Here is a 26,449-nt window from a genome sequence, read left to right on the forward strand (position 1 = left end):
CCCGGCACAGGCTTCAAACGGGGTTGTCGCAGCGCATCGTCACCTGCGCGATCCCCTTCACGGCGGCGGGCCATTTCAGATGCACCAGCTTGCCGCCGGTTCCCTGCTCGACCAGCGCATAGGGTTGCGCCCATTGCACGGCATTGGCGGTGTTGGTCGGCGCCCCCTCCAGCACGACCGCAGTGACATTGCGGGCGCGGGCCCCGAACGGCAGATAGGCGCCGCCATCGACCACCCATGTATCGGCTGCGGTGGCCTGATTGTGCTGGATATGCAGCGGGCTGGAGGTGACCTGCGTGACCCCGTTATAGGTATTCGACTCAAAGACGATGTTGCGAAAGCTGAAATAGTTCAGCGTGGCATAGGTCGTATCCACCTTCTCGGCGCGGTCGGCATTGCCGTCGCGGGCGCGGAACACATTGCCCGTCACCGACAGGCCCGAGATGAAATGCCCCGTGCCGCGCGGCGTCACCACCAGCCAACTGAATGAGGCGCCAACCCCCTGCGCGGTAAAGGTGTTGCCGGTGATGGTCAGCCCGCCGAAACTGAACTGCGAGCCGAAGTTCGGCTCGGCCTCATGTTCGTTGGTCAGCTCGACAAAGCAATTGTCGATGTAATTTCCGGTGATCATCGACTTGCTGTTCGGCGTGGTCAGCACGATCCCCGCGCGCCGCACGCCCGAAGGCTCGCCGTCGCCCTGAAAGAAATGGTTGCCGACGAACATGTGCCCGGTGCCCTGCATCACCGCCGTCGTGGCGAATTTCACCGCCCGGCAGTTGCGGATCTTGCTGTCGTTCTGGTTGATGTTGAACATGATCGTCGTGCGGTCCTGCACCCGGATGTCCTGTTCGTTCGACAGGAACTGGCAATGGTCCAGCAAAAGCCCCTGACAGCCCTGATTGAACGAGGTCAGGCCCCGGTCCTTCGGCCGGTTGAAGACCGAATCCGCCACGCGAAAGGTGTTGCCGGTGGCCGAGAGCAGAATGCCGCTGGCCGTGCCGCCGCAGAGGAACTCGATGTCGGAAAGCTCGAACTTGGCCAACTCGGCAAAGCCTGAGAAATCCAGCATGTAGCGATAGCGGTCAAAGGTATAGGGCCGCGTGCCCGACCCGCCGACCAGAGGCGCGCTGATGTCCAGCGTGCCCGCGCCGATGTTGCGCCCGGTCACATAAACCTCGCGGCCCACGCCGCTGCCACTGATCCGCGACCCCACCTCGATGGTGCCGACATTGGCCACTGCCGTCAGCCGCGTCGGCTGGGCGGTGGAATAGGTGGCGGTGGCGGTTACCGAGGCGGTGGTCCATGCCGCCCCGGCGGCCACCGTCAACTGCCCGTTGCGCACCAGCCGCCGTTGCAGAAAGGTCGTCAGGCCGCAGAGGGCAGCCACATCAATCGGCTCGGTCAGCTCGATCCGGCGGCCGTTCAGGTTCAGTTCGACATGATCAGTATAGTAGAACAGCACCTGCAACGCGCGCTTGAAACCCGCAAGCTCGCTGCCAAAGGCCGCCGCATAGGTATCAAGGTCGTAATTGCGCGTGCAGGCCAGCCGTGCGGCAGCGGGCATGGTGATGGTGCCCTCGAACTTGACCGGATTGTCGAAGGTCATGTTGCTGGCCAGATAATAGGTGCCGGGCGAGACCACCACCGTCTTGCCCGCCGCAGCACTGTCGGCGGCATCGAAGGCGGGGCGGTCATCGGTTACCCCGTCGCCCACCGCGCCATAATCGCGCACATCGACCCAGTTGAACATCTCGGCATGAAAGACCGAAGTGACATCTTCGATGGTGATGTCATCGATTCGCACCACACCGCCATTCGCTCCGGTCAGGTTCAGCCCGAAATGGCCATAGGCCGGCGCCGTGCCCCATGACATGTCCACCCCCTGCCGGTTGCCCGATCCGACGATGGCCGTTACCGTCACCACGCTGCCATAGCTGGTCAGCGCCACCTCCGGCCCCACCTGATCGGCGGTGGTGACATTGGCCCCGCTGCTGTCGCCGGCCCATGCCGCAATCGCCACCGCCGGCAGGGCGCCGCTGACCGCCTTCACCCGGGCGGTGATGCGCAGATAGAGGCCCGGCTGAAACGGAATCTGCTGAAAACAGCGCAGCTTTTGCGTGGCAGAGATCTTTTGCAACTCCAGACAGCCCGCGAAATCGGCATCCGCCGGCACATAGGCCGCATTCGGCTGGCCCGCGTAAGAGCCCTGTCCGGGGAGGCCATCTTCGCGCGACCACAGCGCCAGCCCTGCCGAAAAGGCCGGCGGCATAAGCACCAGACCCTGGGTAATCGCCTTGTTCATCTGCAACCTCGCCGTTTCCAAGCCCCACGCGGCCCGTGCCGCAACAGGCCACAGGGTCTAGCGGGCGGCAGTTAACAGCGGCTGCCGCGCCCGCGCGCTGCCTGTCGCTTGGGCGCAACGCCGCCGCCCGCACGGGCGGAATCGCAACAGGGGCGGGTTTTGCCGCCCTTGCCCCGCCAAGGCGCTGGCAGGCTGCCGCATTCTGGCCTAGAAATCCCCAAAGGCCGGGCCACGGTATTGCAAGAGGGTTGCCCCATGACGACTGCGCGCCGCCGCGCCGCGATCTGTTCTGCCGTGATGGCTGGGCTTCTGGCTGCGCCTGCCGCGGCCGAGATGCGCCCGACCCTGTCCTTCGGCGGCATGACCGGCCTGATCGACATGCCCACGGGCGAATCGCAAAATGATGGGGTGCTGTCGATCACCTCGGCACATTTTGGCCCGATCTCGCGCACCACCCTCAGCTTTCAGATCACGCCGCGGCTCTCGGGCAGCTTCCGCTATGCGGGCACCCGCGACTGGAACCGCGTCGTGCCCTTCCCGCTGGAAACCTATTACGACCGCAGCTTCGACCTGCGCTATCAACTGCTGAACGAAGGCACCTATGTTCCCGGCGTGGTGATCGGCTTGCAGGACATAATCGGCACCGGCCAGATGTCGGGCGAATATATCGCCGCCACCAAGACCTTCGGCGACAAGCTCAAGGTCACGGCGGGCCTCGGCTGGGGCCGGCTTGGCAGCTATGAACCGATCGGCGCGATCGGCACCCGCCCCGATTTCGACTATGGCCTTGGCGGCACCGTGCGCACCGGCCAATGGTTCAAGGGCGATTTTGCCCCCTTTGCCGGGATCGAATACCAGATCAACGACAAACTCGGCTTCAAGGCCGAATATTCCTCCGACGATTATGTGACCGAAGCGGGTGAGCGGCAGACGTTCGAGCGCAAGAGCCCCTTCAACTTTGGTCTGGAATATCAGGTCAACGGCGTGCTGCGGGTTGGTGCCTACTATATGTATGGCTCTGAACTGGGCCTTTCGGCGCAATTCGCGCTGGACCCGCGCCGCAGCCCCACCGGCGGGCTGACCTATGGCGGCCCCCGCCCGCTCAAGGACCGTGCGGCAGGCGCCGACTGGTCCACCGAATGGGTCAGCGACCGTGGCCGCCAGTCCACCCTGCGCGACAGCATCGCCCGCGATCTGCGCGCCGATGGCATGACGCTGGAAAGCATCAGCTTCGCCGCTTCGGCGGTTGAACTGCGCGTCCGCACCCCGCAGCGCGAGAACGGCCCGCAGATGCTGGGCCGTGCGGCCCGGGTGCTGGCGGCGCAACTGCCCGCCTCGGTGGAAACCTTCCGCATCGTTCCGGTCTGGAACGGCGTGCCGCTGTCGCAGGTGGTGATGCAGCGGTCCGACCTTGAGGCGCTGGATCACGCCCCCAATCAGGATGCCCTGATGCGCAGCCGGACCGAGATTCTGGCGGTTTCTGGTGCCACGCCCGAAGGGGCGCTGATGGGTGAGGGGCTTTATCCCCGCTTTGGCTGGGGCGTTTCGCCCTATGTCCGCACCAGCCTGTTTGACCCGGAAGACCCCCTGCGCGCCGATTTCGGCCTGCGCCTGTCGGCCCGCTACGATATCGCGCCGGGCCTCGTGCTGTCGGGGTCCGTCACCAAGAAGGTGATCGGCAACCTTGATGCGTCCGACCGGGTGTCGAATTCGGTGCTGCCGCATGTGCGCAGTGACGGCAACATCTATGACCGCGAGGGCGACCCTGCCCTCGAAACCCTGACCATGGCCTGGTATGCCAAGCCGGGCGAAAACCTCTATAGCCGCGTCACCGTGGGTTATCTCGAACGGATGTTCGGCGGCATCTCGGGTGAATTGCTGTGGAAACGGGTGGACAGCCCCTTTGCACTGGGTGTCGAGCTGAACTATGTCCAGCAGCGTGACTTTGACCAGATGCTCGGCTTCCAAGATTACAAGGTCTTCACCGGCCATGTCTCGGGCTATTACAGCTTTGGCAACGGCTATGTGGCGCAGCTTGACGTGGGCCGTTACCTTGCGGGCGACATCGGCGCCACGCTCGCCATCGACCGCGAATTTGCCAATGGCTGGAAGGTCGGCGCCTTTGCCACCATGACCGATGTCTCCTATGAAGACTTCGGCGAAGGCTCGTTCGACAAGGGCATCCGCATCCAGATCCCCTTCAACTGGCTGCTCGGCAGGCCCAGCGAAAAGGCTTATGCCCCCACGATCCGCCCGATCACCCGCGACGGAGGGGCGCGGCTCTCGGTGGACGGGCGGCTTTACGACAGCGTGCGCGGCTATCAGCAGGGTCGCCTCGACGACCAGTGGGGGAGATTCTGGAGATGACCATGCGCCTTGCGCCTCTGGGTCTGGTGGTTGCGGCTGCCCTTCTGTCCGGCTGCGGCCTTGGTCAGCGCGCCCTTGCGCCTGCCGCCGGAATGCTGGGGGGAAGCGGGCAGGCGTCAACCCCCGCCATGCCCAAAAGCGGCCCCGGGACCGAAGTCACACTGTCCTTCCGCGGTTTCAAATTCCCGATGCGCGAGCTTGAGCGGGACGGAAACGTCGTGACCTATGTTGCGGCTGATGGTGCCCAGATGGAATTGCGCGACGGCATCCTGATTGCTACCCGTGGTTTCGGCACGGATCTGATGTCCTCCAGCCAGCCCGGCCTTGCCGAGTTGGTGCGGGGCGCGGCGCACAAGCGCAGCGATTTCTATCTGGACGGCACCGACACCATGCTGCGCCGCGATTTCGATTGCACAGTGGCCGCCGGCGATGGTGGCGAGGGCCCCGCAGGCACCCGCCATATCCGGCAGAAGTGCAGTTCGCCCGATGGCTATATCACGAATGACTATTGGCTGCGGGGCGGTCGCATCGTGCAATCCAGCCAATGGGTCTCGGATTATGCCGGTTATGCAGGCTTTGTTGCCCCCTAGCATCACCCAAAAGGCGGTAATGCTTTGCAACAGGGGAGAGAATCACTATACTGGCTTCAAGAATCCCCATTCCAAGGAACGATAACATGAAGAAAATCTCTGCTGCTCTTGCTCTGCTTCTCGCGGGCACCGCTGCTCATGCCGGTGGCATCAGCGAGCCGATCGGTGAACAAAAGCCGGCCGTCGTCGCCAAAACCCCGAGCAGCAAAGGTGGCCTGCTGGTTCTCGCTCTCCTGCTTCTGGCTGGCGCTGCCGTTGCCGGCGGTGGCAGCGACGGCACCACCGAAGAGTGATCTGAACCCTTTGGGTTTTCGCAACGCCCGCGCCATTTGCGCGGGCGTTTGCATTCCGGGTGCCATCGCTTTGGGCAAAGGGCGTGCGGCGCTGCGGCATGGCGGCGCAATGGCGCGAAATCCTTTTTCATATTGACCGGCCAATGTTAGGCCGGATCGGCAAGGAGGCCGCCCATGCCCGATCCAACCCGCCCCCGGGGGCGTCCCCGCACCAGCCCCGCCGACCCCGAACAGCACACCGTTGTCGCCCTTGACCGCGCCCTTGCGCTGCTTGAGGTGATTTCGGCCCGCCCCGGCCTCAGCCTGTCCGATCTGGCCGAACAGACGGGGCAGGCGCTGGCCACCACCTTCCGCGCCCTTGCCACGCTTCAGGCCCGCGGCATGGTCGAAGGGGTGGAGCCGGGCCCGCTCTGGCACATCGGCCCGGCGGCCTTTCGCCTTGGCACCGCCTATCTGCGCCGCACCGGGCTTGAGGTTCAGGCCCGCCGCGCGATGGATGCGCTGGTCGCGGCCTCGGGTGAAACCGCTTCTCTGGGCATCGTTTCGGGCGGGCGGCTTCTGGTGCTGACACAAAGCGAAACCCGCCAGCCGATCCGCGCCATCTTCCCACCCGGCACTCTGGCGCCGTTGCACGCCGCTGCGCCCGGCAAGGTGCTGCTTGCCTGGGCGGATGAAGACCTGCGCGAAGAGGTGCTGGAGGGGCAGCGGCTTGAACGTCTGACCACGCTCACCATCACTTCGCCCGAAACCCTCGCGCGGGAACTGCTCCGCACCCGCAGCCGGGGCTTTGCGCTGGATGATCAGGAGCAGGCCGAAGGGATGCGCGGTGTGGCCGCCCCGATCTTTGACGGCGCAGGCCGCGTCGTGGCGGCGCTGGCCGTCGCCGGGCCTGCCTTCCGCTTTGGCCTGTCGGATGCCACCCGTCTCGGTGCCGCCGTCCGCGCCGCCGCCGATGGCGTGACCGAAGCGATTGGCGGCAGCGCGCCCGAAGATATTTGATCAAACCTGTTGCGGGCGGCTTGAAACCCCGCCCGGCCCATGATCAGACTTCGCCCAAAGGGGAGGGCCGGTCATGCGTGTCTTCATCAACGGCTTTGGCCGCATCGGTCGGTCGGTTCTGCGGGCTTGGGCCAAAGGGGCGGCGCCCGGCCTGACCATCACCGGCATCAACGACATCGCCGCGCCCGAGATGTGCGCCTATCTCTTTCAGTATGATTCCGTCTTCGGCCCCTGGCCCGGCAGCGTGACGCTGACCGATGGCGCCTTGGTCGTCGATGGCCGTGCCATCCCGCTCCACCGCACACCGGATATTTCCACGCTGGACCTCGCCGGAACCGATCTGGTTATGGAATGCACCGGCCGCGCCGATTCCCGCGCGGTGGCCGAACGGGGCCTGCGCGCCGGCGCGCGGCGGGTGCTGATCTCCGGCCCCTCTGCCGCCGCCGATCTGACGGTGGTTCTGGGCGCCAATGATGCGGCCCTTGCTGCACAGGAAATCGTCTCGAACGCCTCCTGCACCACCAATGCACTGGCGCCGCTGGCCCGGCTGATTCATGAACACTGGGGCGTCGTGACCGGCTCGATGACCACGATCCATTGCTATACCGGCTCGCAGCCCACCGTCGATGCGCCGGCTGCCGACTATGCCCGCTCGCGTGCGGCGGCGCTGTCGATGGTGCCGACCACGACCAGCGCGCAGCGTCTCCTGGACCTCGTTTTGCCGCAGATCGCGGGCCGGATCGAAGGCTCGGCGGTGCGGGTGCCGACCGCTTCGGTCTCTGCCGTTGACCTTGCCGTGATGACGGAACGCCCGGTCACCGCCACCGAAGTCAATGCCGCGCTGGTCGCGGCCGGCGGGGTGATCGGCATAACCGAACAACCGCTCGTATCGACCGATCTGCGTGCCCGGCCCGAAAGCATCATCATGGCCCTGCCGGAAACCCGTGTCACCAAGGGCGGGATGCTGCGGGTCTTTGGCTGGTATGACAATGAATGGGGCTTTTCCAACCGGATGCTGGATGTCGCCCTAAGGATGGGGTAAGCCATGGCTTTGCAGGGTTTTTTTGTTCCCGGCCCCTTTGATGACGGCGATTCCGTCACCGGCCATTATTACGAGACCGCCTCACCCGATCCGAGCCGCCCGCAGGTCTGGGGCTATAGCGATGCGCTATCCTACCGGCTCGGCGACACGCTGCGCCTGCATCTCAGCTCCACCGCAGCCAAGGCCCGCGTCACGATCTGCCGTGATGGCCTGACCCCTGAAACCGTATTCGATGCCGAGGTCGCCGCTCATTTCGCACCGACGCCAAACGATTGTTCGGAAACTGGCTGCAACTGGCCAGAGGCGCTGGCCCTGCCAATCCCGCAGACCTGGAGATCCGGCCTTTATACCGTGACTTTCACCATCGCTGGCCACCAATCCGAACATATGTTCGTCTTGCGCGCCGCGCAGCCTCAGGCAAAGATCGCCCTTGTCCTCGCCACCGGAACCTGGTGCGCCTATAACGACTGGGGCGGGTCGAACCATTATCAGGGCCTCAGCGGCCCGCGTGGCGATGATTTCGCCGCCCATGTCAGCCTGCTGCGCCCCTGGGCACGCGGCTTTGTCCGCTGGCCGGAGGATGCCCCGCGCATCCCCCATGCCTCGCCCCTGCTGTCAAAGCCGCGCTATCCGCATATGGATTACGCCCGCGCCAAGGGGATTTCCAAGAAATACGCCTCCTCCGGCTGGGCCGCTTTCGAGCGTCCCTTCGCCCTGTGGTGCGAGGCGCAGGGCATTGCGCTTGACTACCTTACCCAGCACGACCTGCACCGCGATCCCACCGCGCTGAACGGCTATCCCCGCGCCCTGATCGTCGGCCATGACGAATACTGGACATGGGAGATGCGCGACCATCTCGACGGGTGGCTGGACTGCGGCGGTCAACTGGCGCGCTTTGGCGGCAATTTCTTCTGGCAGACGCGGCTTTCGCCCGACCTCCTGACGCAAACCTGCTTCAAATCCCGGGCCGAGGCGGAAGACCCTAACCCCGCCCGCCTCACCTCTTACTGGGATCACCCGCAGGTCGCGCGCCCGGCGGTGGCGACCATGGGCCTGACGGGTTCGGCGGGCGTCTATGCCGGGTGGAGCCGCTGCGCTGCCCATGGCACCGGCGGGTTCCTGATCTGGCGGCCGGAGCATTGGGCGCTGCGCGGCACCGGACTTGGCTATGGCGATGTGCTGGGCGCGGCGAGCCGGATTTTCGGCTATGAGGTGGACGGCATCGACTTCACCTTCCATCAGGGCCTGCCGGAACCCGTCGCCCCCGGTCTGCAAGGCCCGCTGACCATCGTCGGCCTGTCGCCCGCCACCACCCTGTCGCATTCCACCGGCCCGCAGGATGCCGACAGTTTCATCGGCACCGCCGATGCCGAAGAGGTCGCTTTGCATGTCTATGGCGTGGTGACGCCCGAAACCGTCGCCCGCGCCAGCCGCGGCAACGGCTGCATGGCCGAGTATCGCCGCGGCAAGGGCGCCGTCTTCAACGCCGCCTCTTGCGAATGGGTCGCGGGCCTGATCGCCCGCGAACGCCCGGTCGAGCAGGTGACGCGCAACATCCTTTTGGGCGACTGGCTGTAGATACGGAAAATATACGCAGAATATACGGGAAATTGACGCAGACTTTACGCCTTGTTTGGCGCCGGAGCCCCCCCCTCGAACCTGTTGCCGTGGCGATGGTCGCAGGGCGCCTCCTGCATCTGCAGATGCAGCCCGGTGCCGGTAAAGGGATGCGCCCGGGCCAGATCCTCGTCAAATTCGATGCCCAGCCCGGGGACCTGCGGCGGGATCACATAGCCGTCTTCCCAAGTGATCGAATTGCGGATGAGGGCGAGGTGGAAGGCGCCGCCCGTCTGAATTGTCTCTGCAATCAACAGGTTGGGGATAGAGGCCGCAAGGTGGATATTGGCCGCCCATTCCACCGGCCCGGCATAAAGATGCGGTGCCATTTCGGCATTGTAGATTTCCGCTATGGCGGAAAGCTTCTTGGCCTCCCAGATACCGCCGAGCCGCCCCAGAGCCGGTTGCAGGATTTTCACGCCTCCGGCGCGCAGCAGCATCCCGAATTCGGTCTTGGTGGTCAGCCTTTCCCCCGTGGCCAAGGGGATGCGCACCTGCCGGGCAACCTCTTGGAATTCCAGAAGATTATCCGGCGGAATCGGCTCTTCATACCAAAGCGGGTTATAGGGTTCCAACTCCCGGCCCAGCCGTATCGCCCCTGCCGTGGTGAACTGGCCATGAGTGCCGAACAGAAGGTCCGCCTTGTCGCCGACCGCCTCGCGGATGGCTTTGCAGAAGGCGACGGACCGCGAGATGTCGCTCATGGCGGGTTGGTGACCCCCACGGATGGTATAGGGCCCGGCCGGATCGAACTTGACCGCCGTAAACCCCTGCGCCACGCAGCGCGCCGCCTCTTCCGCCTGCCAGTCGGGGTTCACCCAGAACTCGGCCGCATCCACCCCCGGCTGCGGGTAAAGATAGGTATAGGACCGCACCCGCGCATTCATCATCCCGCCCAGAAGCGCCCAGACCGGCCGGTTCCGCGCCTTGCCAATGATATCCCAGCAGGCGATTTCAAGGCCGGCAAAGGCGCCCATCACCGTGGGGTCGGGCCGCTGTGTAAAGCCGCTGGAATAGACGCGGCGATACATCATCTCGATGTTTTCGGCACTTTCCCCCAACATATGGCGTTCAAAAACATCTTCGATCACTGCGATCATCGCCTTTGGCCCCACGGTCGAGGCATAGCATTCGCCATAGCCGATGATCCCGTCATCGGTGGTGATCTTGGGGAAGATCCAGTAGCGCCCCCCCCAACCCGGTGCCGGAGGGGCGACAACGAAAATCTCAAGCGTGCGCAGTTTCATCGGCAATCCTCCGTTTTGACGGAAGTTTGGCGCCAGCAGCGCTGCCTCTCGCGCGGAACTCCGACATGGGCGCCCTGTTTGCGACAGGATTCGTCGCTAACAGTCTGAGAGTTCGTCTAAGGTCCGTGCCAGCGCCCCCGGCATCGACAGAAACGGCGAATGGCCCGATGGCAGGCTGCGCTGAACGGCAATTCCCGCGGCCATATCCTGTTGAAAACCCAAAGGAATGGCGCGGTCTTCGGTGCAGAGAATTGCCGCGCGGGGCAGGTCGGGCAACCGCTCCAGCGCGGTTTCCTGTGGGGGGACCGGCTCGGCGCACAGCCGGGCGGCAGCCTGTTCTGGCGCTGGGCAATCGTGGAAAAACAATGTCTTGGCGGTATTCGCATCAAAAGCAAAGCTCTGCCGATCAGCCGCCACACGATAGGCGCCCCGCAGTCCGATCCCCGGACAGGCCCGCCGCAGATCGGCGATCGAGCGGCCCGGCTGCGGGATGAAAGCGCAGAGATAGATCAGCCGCACCACCCGCTCCGGCGCCATCGCGGCAGCGGCGGTAATGGCAAAGCCGCCCGCCGAATGGCCGACCAGCACCGTCGGCCCCTGCAGAGCCGCAACGATGGCCCGCGCCTGCGCCTCCAGCGTGGTAGCCACCCCGCCGCGCCCCGGCAGGTCGATGGCGCGGGCGTCATGGCCAAGGGTGGTCAGTTTCGGGATCACCTCATCCCAGGCCCAGGCGCCGTGACCCGCGCCGTGGATCAGCAAAAACTCAGCCATGTCCGATGCTTGCAAGGAAGTCGCGCAGCAGCGCCGCATAATCGTCGGGCCGCTCGACCATCGGCAGATGGCCGGCGCCGCGCATCAGATGCCAGCGGTGGCCAAGGATCAGCTCTGCTGTTTCGCGCACAAGGTCAGGCGGCGTGGTGCCGTCCTTGGCCCCGGCGATCACCAGTGTCGGCAGGGTCAGGCTGGCGGTGGTGGTGTAGAAATCGGTGCCCGCAATCGCCTCGGCGCAGCCGATCCAGCCTTCGGGCGGCGTCGATTCAAGAAGCGCGCGAATCCGTGGCATTTCAGGGGCTTGCCGCCAGTTGCGCCCGAAAATCCGCTCCATCGCGCCGGGGGCATAGGCGGCAAGGCCCTTATCCGTAACCTCGGCGATCCGCGCTTTCCACAGCGCCTCGCCGCCGATCTTGGCCGCCGTGTTCGACAGCACCATACCGCGCACCAGATCAAGCCGCTTGACCGCCAACCCCTGCGCCACCAGCCCGCCCAGCGAGACGCCGACCACCACCGCCTCGGCCATGCCGGCATGGGTCATCAACCGTTCGGCATCGCGGATCAGCGCGCCCATGGCATAGGGCGGCGGCGGGCAGTCGCTCGCCCCATGGCCACGCAGATCGAAGCGCAGGATGCGGTGGCGGGGCAGGCGGGCCACCACCCCGTCCCAGATCGTCAGGTCGGTGCCCAGCGCGTGAATCAACACAAGGGGCGGGCCGTCCGAAGGGCCATCCAGAACCGCATTCAGGCGCAGATCGTCAAGGTAAATCAGAGACATGACCTAGGCATACCGCTGCAGGACATCGGCGAAAAGAGAGGGCTCCACATTCCCGCCCGAGGCGGTGCAGATCACGGTATCGGGCAGATCCTTGCGGAAGAGGGCCGCCGCAAGTGCCACCGCACCCCCCGGTTCCACCACGATGCGCAGATGGGTAAAGGCCAGCGCCATTGCCCGCAGCGCCTCTTCATCCGTCACGACCAGTCCGGGGCCGCAAAGTCGTTGCAGGATGGGAAAGGTGATCTCGCCCGGGCTTGGGGTCACGATGGCATCGCAGAGCGAACCCGCCAGCGCCGCGTTCCGCTCCCGCCGCCCCGAGGCGAGCGAGCGGGCGGTATCGTCAAACCCCTCCGGTTCGGCCGGCCGCACCCGCAGCCCCGGCGCCCGCGCCTCAAGCGCCAGCGCGATACCGGCGGTCAAGCCGCCACCGCCGCAGCAGGTGATCACATCGGCCTCTGCGATGCCCGCTTCGGCGGCCTGCGCGGCGATTTCCAGCCCGACCGTGGCCTGCCCGGCAATCACCTCCGGCTCGTCATAGGGGCGGATCAGGGTCAGGCCGCGGGCCTTGGCAAGGGCGGCGCCGATGGCGTCGCGGTCTTCGCTGACGCGGTCATAAAGCACCACCTCGGCGCCATAAGACTTTGTATTCTCGATCTTAACCCTGGGGGCATCGACCGGCATCACGATGACGGCTGGCACGCCATGGCGGGCGGCGGCCAGCGCCACCCCCTGCGCATGGTTGCCCGAGGAATAGGCGATCACGCCGCGCGCACGGACCTCGGGCGGCAGGGCCGAGACCGCCGACCAGCCGCCACGGAACTTGAAGCTGCCGGTCCATTGCAGGCATTCCGCCTTGACGAAAATACGCCGCCCCGCCAGCGCATCCAGCAAGGGCGCGTTGAGCAGCGGCGTCACCCGGGTCTGTCCGGCCAACCGGGCTGCGGCGGCTTCGATGCGGGCAAGGTCGCTCATGCCATCGCCCCCAGCCAGTTGCGGATGACGGACAGGCTTTCGGCTTCGTCCAGAAAGGGCACATGGGCGCGGTCGGGAACATCGGCAAACAGCATGTCGGGCCGGCGGCGCTGCATCTCTGCGGCGGTCTCTGCCGACAGAAGGTCCGAGTTTGCCCCCCGGATCAGGGCCAGCGGCAGGCCCGCCAGCATGTCGAACAGCGGCCAAAGGTCTACCGGCGGCCCGGCAAAGGCGGCAAGAAAGCTGTCGCGCAGCGCCGGGTCATAGTTGATCCGCAGCCCTTCTGGCGTCTCGTCATAATGGTGGCGCACCTCATCCAGCCAGCGGCTGTCGGGCACATTGGCAAAGCCGGGCAGGGCGCGCGGCAGTTTGGCCGCCATTTCGGCATGGGTGCGGGCGGCGGGATTGCGCCCGACATAATCCATGATCCGCTCCAGCCCCGGGCGGTGAATTTCGGGGCCGACATCGTTCAGGCAAAGCCCCAGAACCCGCCCGCGCGTCATGGCCCCCAGCCCCAACCCGATCAGCCCCCCGCGGGAGGTGCCAAGGATCGCCGCCTGCGCAATGCCCAGATGATCCAGCAGCGCCAGCGCATCCTGCCCTTCCTGCGGCACGGTATAGGTTTCGGCGCCGGTCCACTGACTTTGCCCGCGGCCGCGATAATCCATGCGGATCAGGCGAATACCCGGCAGATGCGGTGCCAGATAGTCGAAATCCGCCATGGTCCGCGTCAGCCCGGCAAGGCAGAGAACGGGCAGCCCCGCCCCCTGATCGGCATAGGCAAGGCGGGCGCCGTCGGCGGCGGTGAAGAACTGGGTCATCGGGTTTCCTCGGCTTTGGGCAAGGCTGGCACGGGGCCGCGGCAAGGGGAAGAGGCCAAGGGGAGGAGTAATTCATATAATGATTATTGAATGTGTTTGCCGAAGCTGCTATGCCCTCGGCAACCCAATCTATAGGAGTGGAAAATGACCCTCGACCGTTCGGTTATGCTGTTCGCCGGTGCCATGGTGCTGTTGAGCGTGGCGCTGATCGCCTTCGTCTCGCCCCTGTTCATCTGGTTCACGGTGTTCATCGGGCTGAACCTGATGCAATCGGCGATCACCGGCTTTTGCCCGGCGGCCTCGGTGTTCCGTAAACTGGGCATCAAGGCGGGTTGCGCCTTCAACTGATCAGTTGAGGAAGCCGCCGTCCGAATCGTCGCCGGTGTGTTCCAGCAAGGCGTCGAAATCGGGCACCACGACATGGCGCTTGCCCTCAAGCTGGATCAGGCCGTCGCGCTTCAGCGCCGAAACCTGACGGCTGACGGTTTCCAGTGTAAGGCCAAGGTAATCGGCCATTTCCTCGCGCGTCAGCGGCAGGTCAAAGGCCAGCGCACCCTTGGCCGAGCGCAGTTTGAGGCTGGCATCGCGGCGGGCGATGATCGCCAGAAGCGAGGCGATCTTTTCCCGCGCAGTCTTGCGCCCCAGAAGCAGCATCCATTCGCGCGCCGCATCCAGCTCGTCCAGCGTCATTTCCAGAAGACGCTGGGCGACATGGGGCGTGGTGGACATCAGCTCTTCAAAGGGTCGCTTGCGGAAGCAGCACATCACCAGATCGGTGGTTGCGGTCACGTCATAGGCCGCCTGCGCGCGGCCCGGGCGGCCGACGAAATCGGATGGCAGCAAAAGGCCCACCATCTGCCGCCGCCCATCCTCCATCGTCTGGGTCAGCGTGGCGATTCCCGAGACGACCGAGGCGACGAAATCCATCCGGTCGCCGGACCAGACCACGGTCTGCCCGGCCTGATAGCTGCGGTAATATTTGATGGTTTCCAGCCGGGAGAGTTCATCGGCATCGCAGCGTGCGCAGACCGCGCGGTGCCGGATCGGGCAACCGCCGCAGTCATGTGACATAAGTTGCAGATCCTGATGCGACATGCCCTGTCCGGGTTGATTTAGGTCAAGGCCAGCGGGCCGGTTCCAATCATAGATACGGGAATGACCATTCAAGCGCAACTCACGCGGTTGGGGCTTTTTGACGCTCGCGTTCCGCGCTACACCTCCTATCCCACGGCGCCGCAGTTTGCGGGCGGCGTGGGCTCCGAAACCTTTGTGCAGTGGATCGAGGCGATCCCGGCGGGGTCTTCGATCTCGCTTTACCTGCATGTGCCCTTCTGTCGGCGGCTCTGCTGGTTCTGCGCCTGCCGGACGCAGGGCACATCCAGCGATGAGCCGGTCCGCGCCTATGCCAAGGTGCTGAAGGCGGAAATCGCGCTTTTGCGCCGGCATCTGGCGCCGGGGGTGCGGTTGTCGCGGCTGCACTGGGGCGGTGGCACGCCCACGTTGATGCCGGCCGACATGATGCGCGATCTCGCCGACAGCGTGTTTGACGCGGTGCCAATGGCCGCGGGCGCTGAATTCTCGGTCGAGATCGACCCGAATGAAATCGACGCCGCCCGGCTGGATGCGCTGGTGGCTTCGGGGATGAACCGCGCCTCGATCGGGGTGCAGGATTTCGACCCCGAGATCCAGAAGACCATCGGGCGCGAACAAAGCTATGAACTGACCAAAGAGGTTGCGGACATGATCCGCGACCGTGGCGTGACCAGCCTGAATGCCGATATCCTTTATGGGCTGCCGTTCCAGACCAACAGCCGGATTGCGGATTCGGTGCAAAAGCTGCTCACCCTCTCGCCTGATCGGGTGGCGCTTTATGGCTATGCCCATGTGCCATGGGTCAGCCGCCGCCAGCAGATGATCCCCTCGGACGCCATTCCCACCCCGCAGGAACGGCTGAACCTGTTCGAAACAGCGCGCAAGCTGTTCGTCTGGGACGGTTACGACGAAATCGGCATCGACCATTTCGCCCGTCCCGGCGATGGCATGGCCAAGGCGGCCAAGGCCGGAACGCTGCGGCGCAATTTTCAGGGTTACACCGACGACACGGCGCCGGTGCTGGTGGGGCTTGGCGCTTCGTCGATTTCGCGGTTTCCCCAAGGCTATGCCCAGAATGCCTCGGCCACGGCGGTTCATACCAAGGCGATCCGCGAGGGCCATTTCTCGACCCACCGCGGCCATGCCTTTACGGGCGAGGATCAGATGCGTGGTCGGATCATTGAGGCGCTGATGTGCGATTTTCGGGTGGAGCGGGCCGAAATTCTGGCCAGCTTTGCGGTGACCGAGACGCGGCTGGACACCCTTCTGGCCGAGGCCGCTGCCGCCTTTCCGGGGATGGTGACGCTGGATCAGACCGGGCTTGCCATCCTGCCGCAGGGCAGGCCGCTGGCCCGGATGGTGGCACGGGCGTTCGACGCCTATGACCAGAGCAAGGCGCAGCATTCGGCGGCAATCTAGGCGGCCTGGCCATCGGCACGGGCAATCGGCAAGTCTGCCGAACAATTCACTTTCTCTTTATCCGGCGCTGGATAGTGTTGCGCCGGTCAGGCCAGCCGTGCCGGGGTTCTGACGAAACTCACCCTTTGCTTGCGGATTGCAACATGCCTACACGTCTTTCGCGCCTGCGCCTTTCGGGGCTAGCGGCGCTTGGTCTGATCCTGACCGGGTTTGCCGCCACCGCCCAAGAAGAATACACAGACTATGGCAAGACACGTGGATGGGACGTGCTGTCTATCACCTATGACGGCTCGTTCATGCGCTGCAGCGGGGTCAGCATGGATTTCCCCTTCACGCTTGAAAAAAGTAGCGAGGGCTGGAGCCTGACCATCGATGGCCCGCTCGACAATCCGCCGGAAGTGGTGGGCTATGTCGATGTTGACCGCGCCTCGTTCGAGGGCACCTTCTACCCGCAAGGCAATGGCCGCTATGCGATGTTCCTGGAGGACGGTCTGGTCGAGTCGATCCGCGACGGCAGCCGCCTGCAGGTTGAGGCGAATGGCCAGATCACCCCGGCGGCCCTTTCCGGTTCCAGCGCTGCGATGCTGAAGATCGAGGAATGTGTGGACCGCGCCGGGCAGGTTGCCGCCGCGCCCGCCACCCCCAAACCTGCCGCAGCGCCCAAGCCGAAGCTGGCGCAGACGGCCCCCCCGATCGAGGATGACGCTTCGAACATGGGCCTGGGTTGCCCCGGTTATGGCGACGCGCCCTCGCCGCAAAGTTCCGATCCGGCGCAGGTCGAGTTTGTGAACCGCAGCGACATTGCGGTGTCGATCTCCTGGCTCGACTTCGCCGGGGCGCCGGTGGAATATGCCGGGCTGCTGCCGGGTGAGGCGGTGACACTGGATACCTATGTCGGCCATCTCTGGCTTGCCAAGGATTTCAACATGGAATGCCATGGCGGCATCTGGGGCGCCAATCCGGACTTTACAAGCTACGAAATCTACTGAGGGCGGCGAGTAGGATGGGCAGATTGCCCATCCTACGGGGCAAAACCCTCGACAAAGGCGACGGTGCGCGGCAGGCAGATGCCGTGCAGGTCATAGCGTTCCAGCACGGTCGCCCGCGCGGCAAGGCGGCGGGAGGCAAAGCGGTCGGGTTCGGCCAGCGCCGCGGTCAGGGCGCGGCTCCAGCCCGGCACATCGAAGAAATCGACCAGCGTGCCGTTCACCCCGTCTTCGATCACCTCCTGCACCGGCGCGGTGGAGGAGGCCACCACATGCGCCCCCGCCGCCATTGCCTCGAGCATCGACCATGACAGCACGAAGGGATAGGTCAGATAGGCATGGGCACGGGCAACCTGCATCAGTGCCACGAACTGCGGATAGGCCAGCTTGCCCACGAAATGCACCCGCGACAGGTCCAGCCGGTCGCGGACCTCGGCCAGGAAATGCTCTTTCCAGCTTCCGGTTTTCGGGGCCGCGCCATAGCTGACCGCATCGCCGCCGACGATCACCACCTGCGCCTCTGGCCGGGCGTCCAGCACTGCGGGCAGGGCGCGCAGAAAGGTGTGATAGCCGCGATAGGGTTCAAGGTTGCGGTTCACGAAGGTCAGCACCTCATCCCCCGCCCGCAGGATGCGGCCATCGGGCAGGGTGACCTGCGCCGCGGGATCGGGGCGCAGCCGGGCGGTATCGACCCCGTCGAAGATCACCGTGATGCGGTCGCGCAGAGCGGGCGGATAGGTGGATGCCTGCCAAAGCGTGGGCGACAGCCCGGCATCGGCATGGATGAGCGCCTGCCCCAGATGCGCGGCGCGGCCCTGTGCGATCAGCACCTGATCGAAATGCGGCGGGTTGAACTCGGGGTCAAAGCCCACATCGGCGCCGCGCCCCTTGTAATAGAACTCGGCATAGACCAGCAGCTTGGCCTCGGGCCAGACCTCTTTCAGGAACAGCGTCTCGCCCCAGCCGGAATGACCGAAAATCACGTCGGGCACATAGCCCTGCCCGCGCAGTTGCAGGGCGGCGCGCGCCACGGTCACACCGCGGTCGCTCATCGTGGTATAGTTGCGGCCCAGCCGGGTGGCAGCGGGATCGACCGGCGGGACGACATGGCGATAGCGCAGCACCTCCACCGGGCTGGGGCGGGTGTTGCCGCCGTCGGTCAGCGCCCGCACCTCATGCCCGCGGCGCTGCAATTCCGGGGCGAGGTGCAGGAATTGGCCGGGAAAATTCTGATGGACGAAGAGGATTTTCATGGCGGGGCGCCAAAGGCCGCCGCCATCAGTGCCCGTGTGTAATCGCTTTGCGGATCGGCAAAGATCGCGGCGCTGTCGCCTGCTTCGACCACATCGCCTTCTTTCATCACGATCACCTTGTGCGCCAGTGCGCGCACCACCCGCAAATCGTGGCTGATGAAGACATAGGCCAGCCCCCATTTGCGCTGCAATTCGCGCAGAAGGCCCACGATCTGCACCTGCACCGTCATGTCCAGCGCGCTGGTCGGTTCGTCCAGCACCACCAACTTGGGCCGCAGGATCATCGCGCGGGCGATGGCAATGCGCTGGCGCTGCCCCCCCGAGAATTCATGCGGATAGCGGCCCATGGTTTCGGGATCAAGGCCGACCTCGGCCATGATCGCCGCCACCATTTCGCGCCGGTTGCGCCCGGGTTCCAGCCCATGCACGCCCAGCCCTTCGGCGATGATCTGCTCGGCGGTCATGCGGGGGGAAAGGCTGCCGAAGGGATCCTGAAACACGATCTGCAAATCGCGGCGCAGCGGGCGCAGATCGGCACCCGTCAGGCCCTGAATCTCGCGGCCCAGCACGGCGATGCGGCCCTGACTTTGCAGCAGCCGCAGCACCGCCAGCGCCACCGTAGTCTTGCCCGATCCGCTTTCGCCGACGATGCCAAGGGTTTCACCTGCCCGCACCACCAGATTGGCGTCATTGACCGCCTTCACATGGCCCACTGTCTGGCGCAGAAAGCCGCGCTGGATCGGGAACCACACCCGCAGATGTTCAGTCCGCAGCACCTCTGGCGCATCGGGCGCAACGGGATCGGGCCGGCCCTGCGGTTCGGCGGCAAGGAGTTTTTGCGTATAGGGATGGGCGGGGGCGGCAAAGACCGCCGCCGTCGGGCCCTGTTCCACGATCTCGCCGCCCTGCATGACGCAAACCCGGTCGGCGATGCGGCGCACGATGTTCAGATCATGGGTGATGAACAGCAGGCTCAACCCCTCGGAGCGTTTCAGATCGGCCAGAAGATCAAGGATCTGCGCCTGCACCGTGACATCCAGCGCCGTCGTCGGCTCATCCGCGATCAAAAGTTCCGGCCCGTTGGCCAGCGCCATGGCGATCATCACCCGCTGCCGCTGTCCACCCGAAAGCTGATGCGGATAGGCGCCAAGGCGGCTTTCCGGGTCACGGATGCCGACCTTGCCCAAAAGCTCGACAATCCGCGCCCGCGCTGCGGCGCCGGTCAGGGCCTGATGCAGGGACAGGCTTTCGCCCAACTGCTTTTCAATGGTGTGCAGCGGGTTGAGGCTGGTCATCGGCTCCTGAAAGATGAAGCTGATGTCATTGCCGCGCACCCTGCGCAGGTCGTTTTCCGAGGCGCGCAGCATTTCGCGGCCGAGATAGCGGACCGAGCCAGAGGTTTCGGCGCTGTCGGGCAAAAGGCCCACCGTCGCCAGCGCCGTCACCGACTTGCCCGAGCCGCTTTCGCCGACCAGAGCCACGGTTTCGCCCTTGCCCACCGCAAAGGACACGCCCTTGACGGCCTCTGCCACCCGGCCCTCTTGCCGGAAGGCGATTTTCAGGCCCGCAACCTCAAGAACCGCGCTCATTTGAAGGTCTTTCGCGGGTCAAAGGCGTCGCGGACCCCTTCGAAGATGAAGACGAGGAGCGACAGCATGATTGCAAAGGTGAAAAAGGCGGTGAAGGCAAGCGAGGGCATTTGCAGGTTCTGTTGCGCCTGCCGCGACAACTGCCCGAGCGAGGGCAGCGATGCGGGCAGGCCAAAGCCAAGGTAATCCAGCGTGGCGAGCGAGCCGACCGCGCCGGTGACGACAAAGGGCAGCATGGTCAGCGTGGCCACCATGGCATTGGGCAGCACATGGCGGAACATGATCACCCGGTCGGGCACGCCCAAAGCCTTGGCGGCGCGGACATATTCAAAGTTGCGCGCCCGCAGGAACTCGGCCCGCACCACGCCAATCAGCCGGGTCCAGCCGAACATCACCATCAACAGAATCAACAGCCAGAAACTGCGCTGCCAGACGGAAAAGACGATGATGATGACATAAAGCTCGGGCGTGCCGGACCAGATTTCAAGGAACCGCTGGAAGATCAGGTCCACCTTGCCGCCGAAATAGCCCTGCACCGCCCCCGCCGCGATGCCGATGACTGAGGTCAGCACCGTCACGATCAGCGCAAAGGCCACCGAAAGCCGGAAGCCGTAGATCACCCGCGCCAGCACATCGCGTGAGGTGTCGTCAGTGCCCAGCCAATGGTCGGTATCTGGGGCCGAGGGAGCCGCCTTGCCACCCAGCTCGTTGATCGTGTTGTAGCTGTAGGGGATCGGCGCCCAGAGGATGAAGCCCTTCTGGAACCCTTCGGTTGCGGCATCGAAGCGGTCCAGTGCCACCGCCTGGATCATGCTTTCCGGTTCGTCAAAGCAATCGACCAGCCCGCCGGTCACGATCAGGCATTGCACCTCGGGCGATTTGTAATTGGCCACGGTCTTGAAATCGCCGCCGAAATCCGCCTCGGAGTAAAAGCGCAGGAAGGGCATCCGCCATTCGCCGCGATAGCTGACCAAGAGCGGTTTGTCATTGGCCAGCACCTCGGCAAACAGCGACAGGCCGAACAGAACGGCAAAGATCCAGAGCGACCAATAGGCCCTACGGTTGGCCTTGAAGTTCCGCCAGCGGCGGGCGTTCAGAGGAGAGAGGGCCATCTTAACCCCTCCGCTCAAAGTCGATGCGGGGGTCAACCCAGACATACATCAGGTCAGAGATGATCCCGATGATCAGCCCCATCAGGCCAAAGGCGTAAAGCGTGCCGAAGACCAGCGGATAATCCCGTTCCAGCGCCGCGCGGTAGCCAAGCTGCCCCAGCCCGTCCAGCGAGAAGATCGTTTCGATGATCAGGCTGCCGCCGAAGAACACGCTGATGAACAGCGCCGGAAAGCCGGCAATCACGATCAGCATGGCATTGCGGAAGACATGGCCATAAAGCACCCGCGCCTCGCTCAACCCCTTGGCGCGGGCGGTCATCACATATTGCTTCTTGATCTCGTCCAGAAAGCTGTTCTTGGTCAGCAGCGTCAGCGTGGCAAAGCTGGAAATGGTAGAGGCGATCACCGGCAGCGTGATGTGCCAGAGGTAGTCCAGCGCCTTGCCGAACAGGCTCATCTCTTCCCAGCCGTCCGAAGTCAGGCCCCGCAGCGGGAACCATTTCCAATAGGACCCCCCCGCGAACAGCACCAAGAGCATGACCGCGAACAGCAAGCCCGGAATGGCATAGGCCGCAATGATGATGCCCGAGGTCCAGTTGTCAAAGGGCGAGCCGTCGCGCACCGCCTTGCGGATGCCGAGCGGGATCGAGATCATATAGGCGATCAGCGTGGACCAGAGGCCCAAGGTGATCGAAACCGGCATCTTTTCGGCCACCAATTCCAGCACGCCTGCCGAACGAAAATAGCTTTCGCCGAAGTCAAAGCGCAGGAACTTGCCCATCATGATGAAGAACCGCTCGACCGCGGGGATCATCTCTTTGGTGCATTCGGGGGTATCAAGGCTGGGTTTGCCGGTAAAGCCGGGGGCGCAGACCCAGCGCGCAAAGCCGAATTCGACCTCCAGCTTGGCGCGGAACTCGGGCGGCAGGCCCCGGGCGCCGACATAGCCGCCCTTGGCTTCGCTGCCCGGGTCGCCGCCCTCGTTGCCGGTGACGGCCTTGATCACGTCGCCTTCGCCTTCCAGCCGCGCCTCAAGCTGGTCGAACGGGCCGCCGGGCACGAATTGCGTCAGGCCGAAGTTGATCACCATGATCCCGAACAGTGTCGGGATCACCAAGAGCAGACGACGAAGGATATAGCCGCCCATCGCTTATTTCAGCGCGCCCGAAGCCTTGAGCTTGGCGGCCTTGTCGGCATCGAACCACCAGAAGCTCAACTCGCCCAAAGCATAGGGTGGCAGCGGATCGGGGTGGGCATACTGGTCATAATAGGCGACGGTATGGCTTTTCTTATACCATTGCGGCACCCAGAACCGGGTGGCGCGCAGCACGCGGTCCAGCGCGCGGGTCGCCACGTCAAGCTCTGCGCGGGTCTTTGCCGCCTCGACGATATCGGTCAGCCGGTCCACCGCCGGATCGGACATGCCCATGCGGTTGCGGGTGGAATTGTTGGCGGTGACCGAGGCATAGGCCTGTTTCATCTCGCCGCCCGGCTCATAACCGTTCAGGGCATTGCCCACGATCATGTCGAAATCAAAGGCGGGCGGGTCGCTGCGCTGGCTCATCTGTGCGGGGTCAACCAGCGTCAGCCGGGCATCCACGCCCAGCGAGCGCAGGTTTTCCACATAGGGGTTGATCACCCGCTCAAAGCTGGGGCTGTCTTCCAGAAACTCGACCTTGAGCGTTTCGCCCTTGGCATTGCGGCGCATCCCGTCAACGCCCACTTCCCAGCCCGCCTCATCCAAGAGGGCTGAGGCCGCGCGCAGGTTCTTGCGGTCAAGTCCCTTGTCGGGGTTCGAAACCGGCGCCATCACCGCATCATCGGTCAGGATGCTGGCGGGCAGCAGCCCTTCGTCGATCAGGGGTTGCAACAGGGCGGCCTCTTCGGGACTGGCAGGGCCGGTCGCGGCCATCTGGGTGTTGTCCCAGATCGAGTTGATCCGGGTGTAAAGCCCATAGAACAGCGTCTGGTTCGACCATTCGAAATTGAACATCAGCCCGATCGCTTCGCGCACGCGGATGTCCTTGAACGTGTCGCGCCGCAGGTTGAACAGAAACGCCTGACCCGAAGCGATGGCACCAGACGGCAATTCGGCCTTGATCACCGCGCCATTGGTCAGGTTCTGGAAATCATAGCCGGTCGCCCATTGCTTGGACGAGTTTTCGTTGCGGAAGGTGTAGACGCCCGATTTGAACGCCTCGAACGCGGCGTTGTCGTCGCCGAAATATTCCACCCGAATGCGGTCGAAATTGTATTGGCCGACCGAAAGCGGCTGCGTGGCGCCCCAATAATCGGGGTTGCGGGCATAGATGATCTGCTGACCGGGCTTCAGGCTTTGCAGCACATAGGGGCCGGTGCCGAGGAAGGGTTCCAGACTGGAATCCTCAAGATCGCGCTTCTTACCCTCATAATCCGCCTTGGAGAAGACGGGCGTGCCGCCCACGCTCGCCGGCATGTCGCGGAAGGGCGTGCCGGGGGTGAAGGTGAATTTCACACGGTAAGGATCCAGCACCTCGGCCGACTGCACCTTGTCGTTGAAGACCGAGCGGAACTCGGCAATGCCTTTTTCGCGGAAAAGGTTGTAGCTGAACACCACATCCTCGGCTGTCATGGGCGAGCCGTCCGAGAATTTCACGTCTTTGCGCAGGTTGAAGATCACCCAGGAGCGGTCCTCGGGATATTCCATCGTTTCGCACATCAGGCAGTAGGAGGCGCCGATTTCGTCGGCGGTGCCACCCAGAATCCCTTCGTAGAACAGGGTGGACAGCGCGGCAGGCACGCCCTTGACCGAATAGGGGTTCATCGAATCGAAGGTGCCCGGCGCCCATTGCGAGATTTCGCCGCCCTTGGGCGCCTCGGGGTTCACATAGTCCAGATGGGTGAAACCGGCGGGATATTTCAATTCGCCAAAGGTCGAGATGCCATGGGAGACGATCACCTTGCCGCCGTCCGCCCGCGCCGCATGGGCAAAAGCCGCGGCGGTCAGGGCCAGAAGGCCGCCCGCAAGCCGCATCTGCCAGGTCATTGCCGGAACCGAAAGAACCTTTGCCCGCTGGGTCATGCCCGATCTCCCCTGCCTTGCCGCCGTTGCCGCGGCCCGGAGCGGAATCTAGTGCGGAAAGCCGCAGGCTCACAAGGCGCGAATGCGTGAAGTTCGCGTGTGGCAACGAAAAAGGCCGCCCGGAGGCGGCCTTTGCAGCACCGTATCGCGGTGCTTACTGCAGGGTCGCCAGATAGGCGATCACATTGGCGCGGTCCTGCACCTTGGGCAGACCGGCGAAACCCATCTTGGTGCCGGCAACCAGACCCTTGGGGTTGGTCAGGAAGGCGTCCAGATGTTCGGGCGTCCACGGCTCGGTCACGGCCTTCATCCCGTCGGAATAGCCGAAGCCGCCGACCGAAGCCGCCGCGCGGTTCACCACGCCGTTCAGATGCGGGCCGGTGCTGTCGCTGCCGTCGATCTTGTGGCAAGCTTTGCATTTGCCAAAGACTTTCTCGCCGGCGGCCGGATCGGCGGCGGCAAAGACCTCGGCGAAGGACGGGCCTTCTTCAACCGCTTCGGCCGGAGCTTCGGCGCCGGTGTCGATGGTATAGGCTTGCGCCACTTCCTCGCCGCCATGGCTGGCGGGCGCGGTGCTGTAAAGCGCATCGGCAGCCCAGGACGCAAAGAGATAGACCAGAAGCGAGCCGCAAACAGCGCCGGTTGCCTTGGTCAGGGTCATCGTGTCGAACATGTCTCGCATTCCCTCAGGGCTGGTTTGCGGGCTATCTACCCGCTTCCCCCTGCGGTTTTCAAGGTGTAGTAGCGCGACCAATCGCCCCTTTGGGGGGTTTTTGATCGAGGAGCGCCCGATATGACCGGCCGCATCGCCTTTCAGGGGGAACCCGGCGCCTATTCGCATCAGGCTTGCCAGCAGGCGCGGCCCGATATGGAGGTGGTTCCCTGCACCACCTTTGAAGATGTGGTCGAGATGACCCGCTCGGGCGAAGTCGATCTGGGCGTGCTGGCGGTGGAGAATTCCACCTATGGCCGGGTGGCCGATGTGCATTCGCTTTTGCCCAAGGCCGGGCTGCATATCGTGGACGAAGCCTTTGTGCGGGTGCATGTGAATCTGCTGGGCGTGCCGGGTGCGCGTCTGGAAGACGTGCGCGAGGCGCATGGCCATGTGGTGATTCTGCCGCAATGTGCGGGCTTCCTGAAGACCCATGGCATCAAGGGCAAGGTCAGCAGCGACAACGCCCGCGCTGCGCGCGAGGCAGCCGAGGCGGGCGACCCGGCCCGGGCCGCGCTGGCCAGCGAAATTGCGGCGCAGATCTATGGGCTTGATGTCCTCGCCCGCCATATCGAGGACCACAAGAACAACACCACCCGTTTTCTGGTGATGAGCCGAGAGGCCGATTACCGCCGCCGCGCCGATCAGATGATGACGACCTTCATCTTCCGGGTCCGCAACATTCCGGCGGCGCTTTACAAGGCGATGGGCGGCTTTGCCACCAACGGCGTGAACATGACCAAGCTGGAAAGCTATATGGTGGACGGCAGCTTCACCGCGACCGAATTCTATGCCGATATCGAAGGCCACCCGGACGATCCCAACGTCAAGCGCGCAATGGAAGAGCTGGACTATTTCACCAGCGAATTCCGCATTCTGGGCGTCTATCCCGCCGATCGCCCGCGCTAAAGGCTGCGCTGGCGCGCGCGCGCCTCGACATCCCGGGCAAGGGTGGCGACGCGGGTCTGGAACTTGCGCTCGACCCGCGCACGCGCCAGCCGCAGCGATTGCAGGAACAGGCGGGCGCCAAGGCTTTGCGGATGCACCTCAGTCGTGACATGCATCCGGGTGCGCTTGGCCGCCATTTCCATCAGCTCAATCTGAATATCCGCCTCGACCGCCTGCGATCCTGCCTTGAAGCCCAGACGATGCAGCGCCTCGACACGGGTCAGCGCAATGGTCATCGCCCGATCCTTGCCGCGATACAGAAAGCGGGCGGTCCATGTCATGCCCGGAGCAAGGCTGCGCAGGCTGTCGGTGCGCGCCACATCGGCGCCCCGGCGCATAGCAGCACGTTCCCACGCTTCAAAATCGGTCAGCGTGGCCCAGACCTGTGCCAGCGGCGCCTCGATATCCTGCCGGGTGGTAAGTTTCATGCTGCCTGTCCTTACTGCACGCTCTGACCCTTGGCCGGCGCATCTTTTCG

The 26,449-nt window shown here is 64.5% G+C and carries 24 protein-coding genes; 10 read left to right on the forward strand and 14 right to left on the reverse strand.

Annotated elements, in window-relative coordinates; translation table 11 throughout:
* Positions 1 to 13: 13 nt before the first annotated feature.
* The gene (locus HS053_RS02345; protein WP_174209567.1) at positions 14 to 2,302 is read right to left on the reverse strand and encodes a glycosyl hydrolase family 28-related protein; all 2,289 of its coding nucleotides are present in this window, start codon (positions 2,300 to 2,302) and stop codon (positions 14 to 16) included.
* 255 nt (positions 2,303 to 2,557) lie between these two features.
* On the opposite strand from HS053_RS02345, the gene HS053_RS02350 reads away from it, so the two are divergent.
* The 6 genes from HS053_RS02350 to HS053_RS02375 all read left to right on the forward strand — a co-directional run bounded on the left by HS053_RS02350 (position 2,558) and on the right by HS053_RS02375 (position 9,171).
* The gene (locus HS053_RS02350) at positions 2,558 to 4,669 is read left to right on the forward strand and encodes a YjbH domain-containing protein (RefSeq protein ID WP_174209568.1); all 2,112 of its coding nucleotides are present in this window, start codon (positions 2,558 to 2,560) and stop codon (positions 4,667 to 4,669) included.
* Positions 4,666 to 5,259, forward strand: coding sequence for a YjbF family lipoprotein (locus HS053_RS02355; protein WP_174209569.1), 594 nt, complete (start codon positions 4,666 to 4,668; stop codon positions 5,257 to 5,259). The genes HS053_RS02350 and HS053_RS02355 overlap by 4 nt, the downstream gene beginning before the upstream one ends.
* An 86-nt stretch (positions 5,260 to 5,345) precedes the next feature.
* Entirely contained in the window at positions 5,346 to 5,552 is a 207-nt protein-coding gene (locus HS053_RS02360) for a hypothetical protein (protein WP_174209570.1), read from the forward strand.
* A gap of 174 nt (positions 5,553 to 5,726) precedes the next feature.
* Positions 5,727 to 6,551, forward strand: a complete 825-nt coding sequence (locus tag HS053_RS02365; RefSeq protein ID WP_174209571.1) for an IclR family transcriptional regulator — start codon at positions 5,727 to 5,729, stop codon at positions 6,549 to 6,551.
* A gap of 73 nt (positions 6,552 to 6,624) precedes the next feature.
* A complete protein-coding gene (locus HS053_RS02370) occupies positions 6,625 to 7,593 on the forward strand; it encodes a type I glyceraldehyde-3-phosphate dehydrogenase (protein ID WP_174209572.1) in 969 nt (322 codons plus the stop codon).
* Positions 7,594 to 7,596: 3 nt separating this feature from the next.
* On the forward strand, positions 7,597 to 9,171 hold the full coding sequence (locus HS053_RS02375) for a N,N-dimethylformamidase beta subunit family domain-containing protein (protein WP_174209573.1): 1,575 nt from the start codon (positions 7,597 to 7,599) through the stop codon (positions 9,169 to 9,171).
* Positions 9,172 to 9,215: 44 nt separating this feature from the next.
* On the opposite strand, the gene HS053_RS02380 is transcribed toward HS053_RS02375, so the two are convergent.
* The 5 genes from HS053_RS02380 to HS053_RS02400 all read right to left on the reverse strand — a co-directional run bounded on the left by HS053_RS02380 (position 9,216) and on the right by HS053_RS02400 (position 13,799).
* Entirely contained in the window at positions 9,216 to 10,457 is a 1,242-nt protein-coding gene (locus HS053_RS02380) for a mandelate racemase/muconate lactonizing enzyme family protein (protein ID WP_174209574.1), read from the reverse strand.
* Positions 10,458 to 10,553: 96 nt separating this feature from the next.
* The gene (locus tag HS053_RS02385; RefSeq protein ID WP_174209575.1) at positions 10,554 to 11,228 is read right to left on the reverse strand and encodes an alpha/beta fold hydrolase; all 675 of its coding nucleotides are present in this window, start codon (positions 11,226 to 11,228) and stop codon (positions 10,554 to 10,556) included.
* The gene (pcaD, locus tag HS053_RS02390; protein ID WP_174209576.1) at positions 11,221 to 12,006 is read right to left on the reverse strand and encodes a 3-oxoadipate enol-lactonase; all 786 of its coding nucleotides are present in this window, start codon (positions 12,004 to 12,006) and stop codon (positions 11,221 to 11,223) included. The genes HS053_RS02385 and pcaD overlap by 8 nt, the downstream gene beginning before the upstream one ends.
* Before the next feature lie 3 nt (positions 12,007 to 12,009).
* Positions 12,010 to 12,978 carry a threonine ammonia-lyase gene (locus HS053_RS02395; protein ID WP_174209577.1) on the reverse strand — a complete coding sequence of 323 codons (969 nt, stop codon included), beginning with the start codon at positions 12,976 to 12,978 and terminating at the stop codon, positions 12,010 to 12,012.
* Entirely contained in the window at positions 12,975 to 13,799 is an 825-nt protein-coding gene (locus HS053_RS02400; RefSeq protein WP_174209578.1) for an alpha/beta fold hydrolase, read from the reverse strand. Before HS053_RS02400 ends, HS053_RS02395 begins: the two co-directional genes overlap by 4 nt.
* Positions 13,800 to 13,943: 144 nt before the next feature.
* Here HS053_RS02400 and HS053_RS02405 point away from each other — a divergent pair, with 144 nt between their 5' ends.
* Positions 13,944 to 14,147: a YgaP family membrane protein gene (locus HS053_RS02405; RefSeq protein ID WP_174209579.1), complete on the forward strand. Its 204-nt coding sequence runs from the start codon at positions 13,944 to 13,946 to the stop codon at positions 14,145 to 14,147.
* Here the strand turns inward: HS053_RS02405 and fnrL are convergent, their stop codons facing one another.
* Positions 14,148 to 14,894, reverse strand: coding sequence for a transcriptional regulator FnrL (gene fnrL / locus HS053_RS02410; protein ID WP_174209580.1), 747 nt, complete (start codon positions 14,892 to 14,894; stop codon positions 14,148 to 14,150).
* Between the two features lie 60 nt (positions 14,895 to 14,954).
* Between fnrL and hemN the strand changes: the two genes are divergently transcribed.
* Both hemN and HS053_RS02420 read left to right on the forward strand, forming a co-directional pair.
* On the forward strand, positions 14,955 to 16,310 hold the full coding sequence (gene hemN / locus HS053_RS02415) for an oxygen-independent coproporphyrinogen III oxidase (RefSeq protein WP_174209581.1): 1,356 nt from the start codon (positions 14,955 to 14,957) through the stop codon (positions 16,308 to 16,310).
* Positions 16,311 to 16,453: 143 nt separating this feature from the next.
* Positions 16,454 to 17,299: a VHL beta domain-containing protein gene (locus HS053_RS02420; protein ID WP_174209582.1), complete on the forward strand. Its 846-nt coding sequence runs from the start codon at positions 16,454 to 16,456 to the stop codon at positions 17,297 to 17,299.
* 32 nt (positions 17,300 to 17,331) lie between these two features.
* On the opposite strand, the gene HS053_RS02425 is transcribed toward HS053_RS02420, so the two are convergent.
* From HS053_RS02425 to HS053_RS02450, 6 genes are all read right to left on the reverse strand, one after another.
* Positions 17,332 to 18,549, reverse strand: a complete 1,218-nt coding sequence (locus HS053_RS02425) for a glycosyltransferase family 4 protein (RefSeq protein ID WP_174209583.1) — start codon at positions 18,547 to 18,549, stop codon at positions 17,332 to 17,334.
* Complete coding sequence (locus HS053_RS02430; protein ID WP_174209584.1) at positions 18,546 to 20,138, reverse strand: ABC transporter ATP-binding protein; 1,593 nt, start codon at positions 20,136 to 20,138, stop codon at positions 18,546 to 18,548. Before HS053_RS02430 ends, HS053_RS02425 begins: the two co-directional genes overlap by 4 nt.
* The gene (locus tag HS053_RS02435) at positions 20,135 to 21,250 is read right to left on the reverse strand and encodes an ABC transporter permease (RefSeq protein WP_174209585.1); all 1,116 of its coding nucleotides are present in this window, start codon (positions 21,248 to 21,250) and stop codon (positions 20,135 to 20,137) included. Before HS053_RS02435 ends, HS053_RS02430 begins: the two co-directional genes overlap by 4 nt.
* A gap of 1 nt (position 21,251) precedes the next feature.
* Complete coding sequence (locus HS053_RS02440) at positions 21,252 to 22,397, reverse strand: microcin C ABC transporter permease YejB (RefSeq protein ID WP_174209586.1); 1,146 nt, start codon at positions 22,395 to 22,397, stop codon at positions 21,252 to 21,254.
* A gap of 3 nt (positions 22,398 to 22,400) precedes the next feature.
* Positions 22,401 to 24,311, reverse strand: a complete 1,911-nt coding sequence (locus tag HS053_RS02445; protein WP_174209587.1) for an extracellular solute-binding protein — start codon at positions 24,309 to 24,311, stop codon at positions 22,401 to 22,403.
* 154 nt (positions 24,312 to 24,465) lie between these two features.
* Entirely contained in the window at positions 24,466 to 24,984 is a 519-nt protein-coding gene (locus HS053_RS02450) for a c-type cytochrome (RefSeq protein ID WP_174209588.1), read from the reverse strand.
* Between the two features lie 120 nt (positions 24,985 to 25,104).
* On the opposite strand from HS053_RS02450, the gene HS053_RS02455 reads away from it, so the two are divergent.
* Positions 25,105 to 25,932: a prephenate dehydratase gene (locus HS053_RS02455; protein ID WP_174209589.1), complete on the forward strand. Its 828-nt coding sequence runs from the start codon at positions 25,105 to 25,107 to the stop codon at positions 25,930 to 25,932.
* Here HS053_RS02455 and HS053_RS02460 read toward each other — a convergent pair.
* A complete protein-coding gene (locus HS053_RS02460; RefSeq protein WP_174209590.1) occupies positions 25,929 to 26,399 on the reverse strand; it encodes an SRPBCC family protein in 471 nt (156 codons plus the stop codon). The genes HS053_RS02455 and HS053_RS02460 overlap by 4 nt on opposite strands.
* Between the last annotated feature and the right edge of the window lie 50 nt (positions 26,400 to 26,449).

This window comes from Tabrizicola fusiformis (assembly GCF_013328815.1).
In the GTDB taxonomy this organism is placed as follows: domain Bacteria; phylum Pseudomonadota; class Alphaproteobacteria; order Rhodobacterales; family Rhodobacteraceae; genus Fuscibacter.

What these genes read in the sequence shown, in the direction of transcription:
- HS053_RS02345 (WP_174209567.1), bottom strand. Translation starts at nt 2,302, where the DNA reads ATGAACAAGGCGATTACCCAGGGTCTGGTGCTTATGCCGCCGGCCTTT.
- HS053_RS02350 (WP_174209568.1), top strand. Translation starts at nt 2,558, where the DNA reads ATGACGACTGCGCGCCGCCGCGCCGCGATCTGTTCTGCCGTGATGGCT.
- HS053_RS02355 (WP_174209569.1), top strand. Translation starts at nt 4,666, where the DNA reads ATGACCATGCGCCTTGCGCCTCTGGGTCTGGTGGTTGCGGCTGCCCTT.
- HS053_RS02360 (WP_174209570.1), top strand. Translation starts at nt 5,346, where the DNA reads ATGAAGAAAATCTCTGCTGCTCTTGCTCTGCTTCTCGCGGGCACCGCT.
- HS053_RS02365 (WP_174209571.1), top strand. Translation starts at nt 5,727, where the DNA reads ATGCCCGATCCAACCCGCCCCCGGGGGCGTCCCCGCACCAGCCCCGCC.
- HS053_RS02370 (WP_174209572.1), top strand. Translation starts at nt 6,625, where the DNA reads ATGCGTGTCTTCATCAACGGCTTTGGCCGCATCGGTCGGTCGGTTCTG.
- HS053_RS02375 (WP_174209573.1), top strand. Translation starts at nt 7,597, where the DNA reads ATGGCTTTGCAGGGTTTTTTTGTTCCCGGCCCCTTTGATGACGGCGAT.
- HS053_RS02380 (WP_174209574.1), bottom strand. Translation starts at nt 10,457, where the DNA reads ATGAAACTGCGCACGCTTGAGATTTTCGTTGTCGCCCCTCCGGCACCG.
- HS053_RS02385 (WP_174209575.1), bottom strand. Translation starts at nt 11,228, where the DNA reads ATGGCTGAGTTTTTGCTGATCCACGGCGCGGGTCACGGCGCCTGGGCC.
- pcaD (WP_174209576.1), bottom strand. Translation starts at nt 12,006, where the DNA reads ATGTCTCTGATTTACCTTGACGATCTGCGCCTGAATGCGGTTCTGGAT.
- HS053_RS02395 (WP_174209577.1), bottom strand. Translation starts at nt 12,978, where the DNA reads ATGAGCGACCTTGCCCGCATCGAAGCCGCCGCAGCCCGGTTGGCCGGA.
- HS053_RS02400 (WP_174209578.1), bottom strand. Translation starts at nt 13,799, where the DNA reads ATGACCCAGTTCTTCACCGCCGCCGACGGCGCCCGCCTTGCCTATGCC.
- HS053_RS02405 (WP_174209579.1), top strand. Translation starts at nt 13,944, where the DNA reads ATGACCCTCGACCGTTCGGTTATGCTGTTCGCCGGTGCCATGGTGCTG.
- fnrL (WP_174209580.1), bottom strand. Translation starts at nt 14,894, where the DNA reads ATGTCGCATCAGGATCTGCAACTTATGTCACATGACTGCGGCGGTTGC.
- hemN (WP_174209581.1), top strand. Translation starts at nt 14,955, where the DNA reads ATGACCATTCAAGCGCAACTCACGCGGTTGGGGCTTTTTGACGCTCGC.
- HS053_RS02420 (WP_174209582.1), top strand. Translation starts at nt 16,454, where the DNA reads ATGCCTACACGTCTTTCGCGCCTGCGCCTTTCGGGGCTAGCGGCGCTT.
- HS053_RS02425 (WP_174209583.1), bottom strand. Translation starts at nt 18,549, where the DNA reads ATGAAAATCCTCTTCGTCCATCAGAATTTTCCCGGCCAATTCCTGCAC.
- HS053_RS02430 (WP_174209584.1), bottom strand. Translation starts at nt 20,138, where the DNA reads ATGAGCGCGGTTCTTGAGGTTGCGGGCCTGAAAATCGCCTTCCGGCAA.
- HS053_RS02435 (WP_174209585.1), bottom strand. Translation starts at nt 21,250, where the DNA reads ATGGCCCTCTCTCCTCTGAACGCCCGCCGCTGGCGGAACTTCAAGGCC.
- HS053_RS02440 (WP_174209586.1), bottom strand. Translation starts at nt 22,397, where the DNA reads ATGGGCGGCTATATCCTTCGTCGTCTGCTCTTGGTGATCCCGACACTG.
- HS053_RS02445 (WP_174209587.1), bottom strand. Translation starts at nt 24,311, where the DNA reads ATGACCCAGCGGGCAAAGGTTCTTTCGGTTCCGGCAATGACCTGGCAG.
- HS053_RS02450 (WP_174209588.1), bottom strand. Translation starts at nt 24,984, where the DNA reads ATGTTCGACACGATGACCCTGACCAAGGCAACCGGCGCTGTTTGCGGC.
- HS053_RS02455 (WP_174209589.1), top strand. Translation starts at nt 25,105, where the DNA reads ATGACCGGCCGCATCGCCTTTCAGGGGGAACCCGGCGCCTATTCGCAT.
- HS053_RS02460 (WP_174209590.1), bottom strand. Translation starts at nt 26,399, where the DNA reads ATGAAACTTACCACCCGGCAGGATATCGAGGCGCCGCTGGCACAGGTC.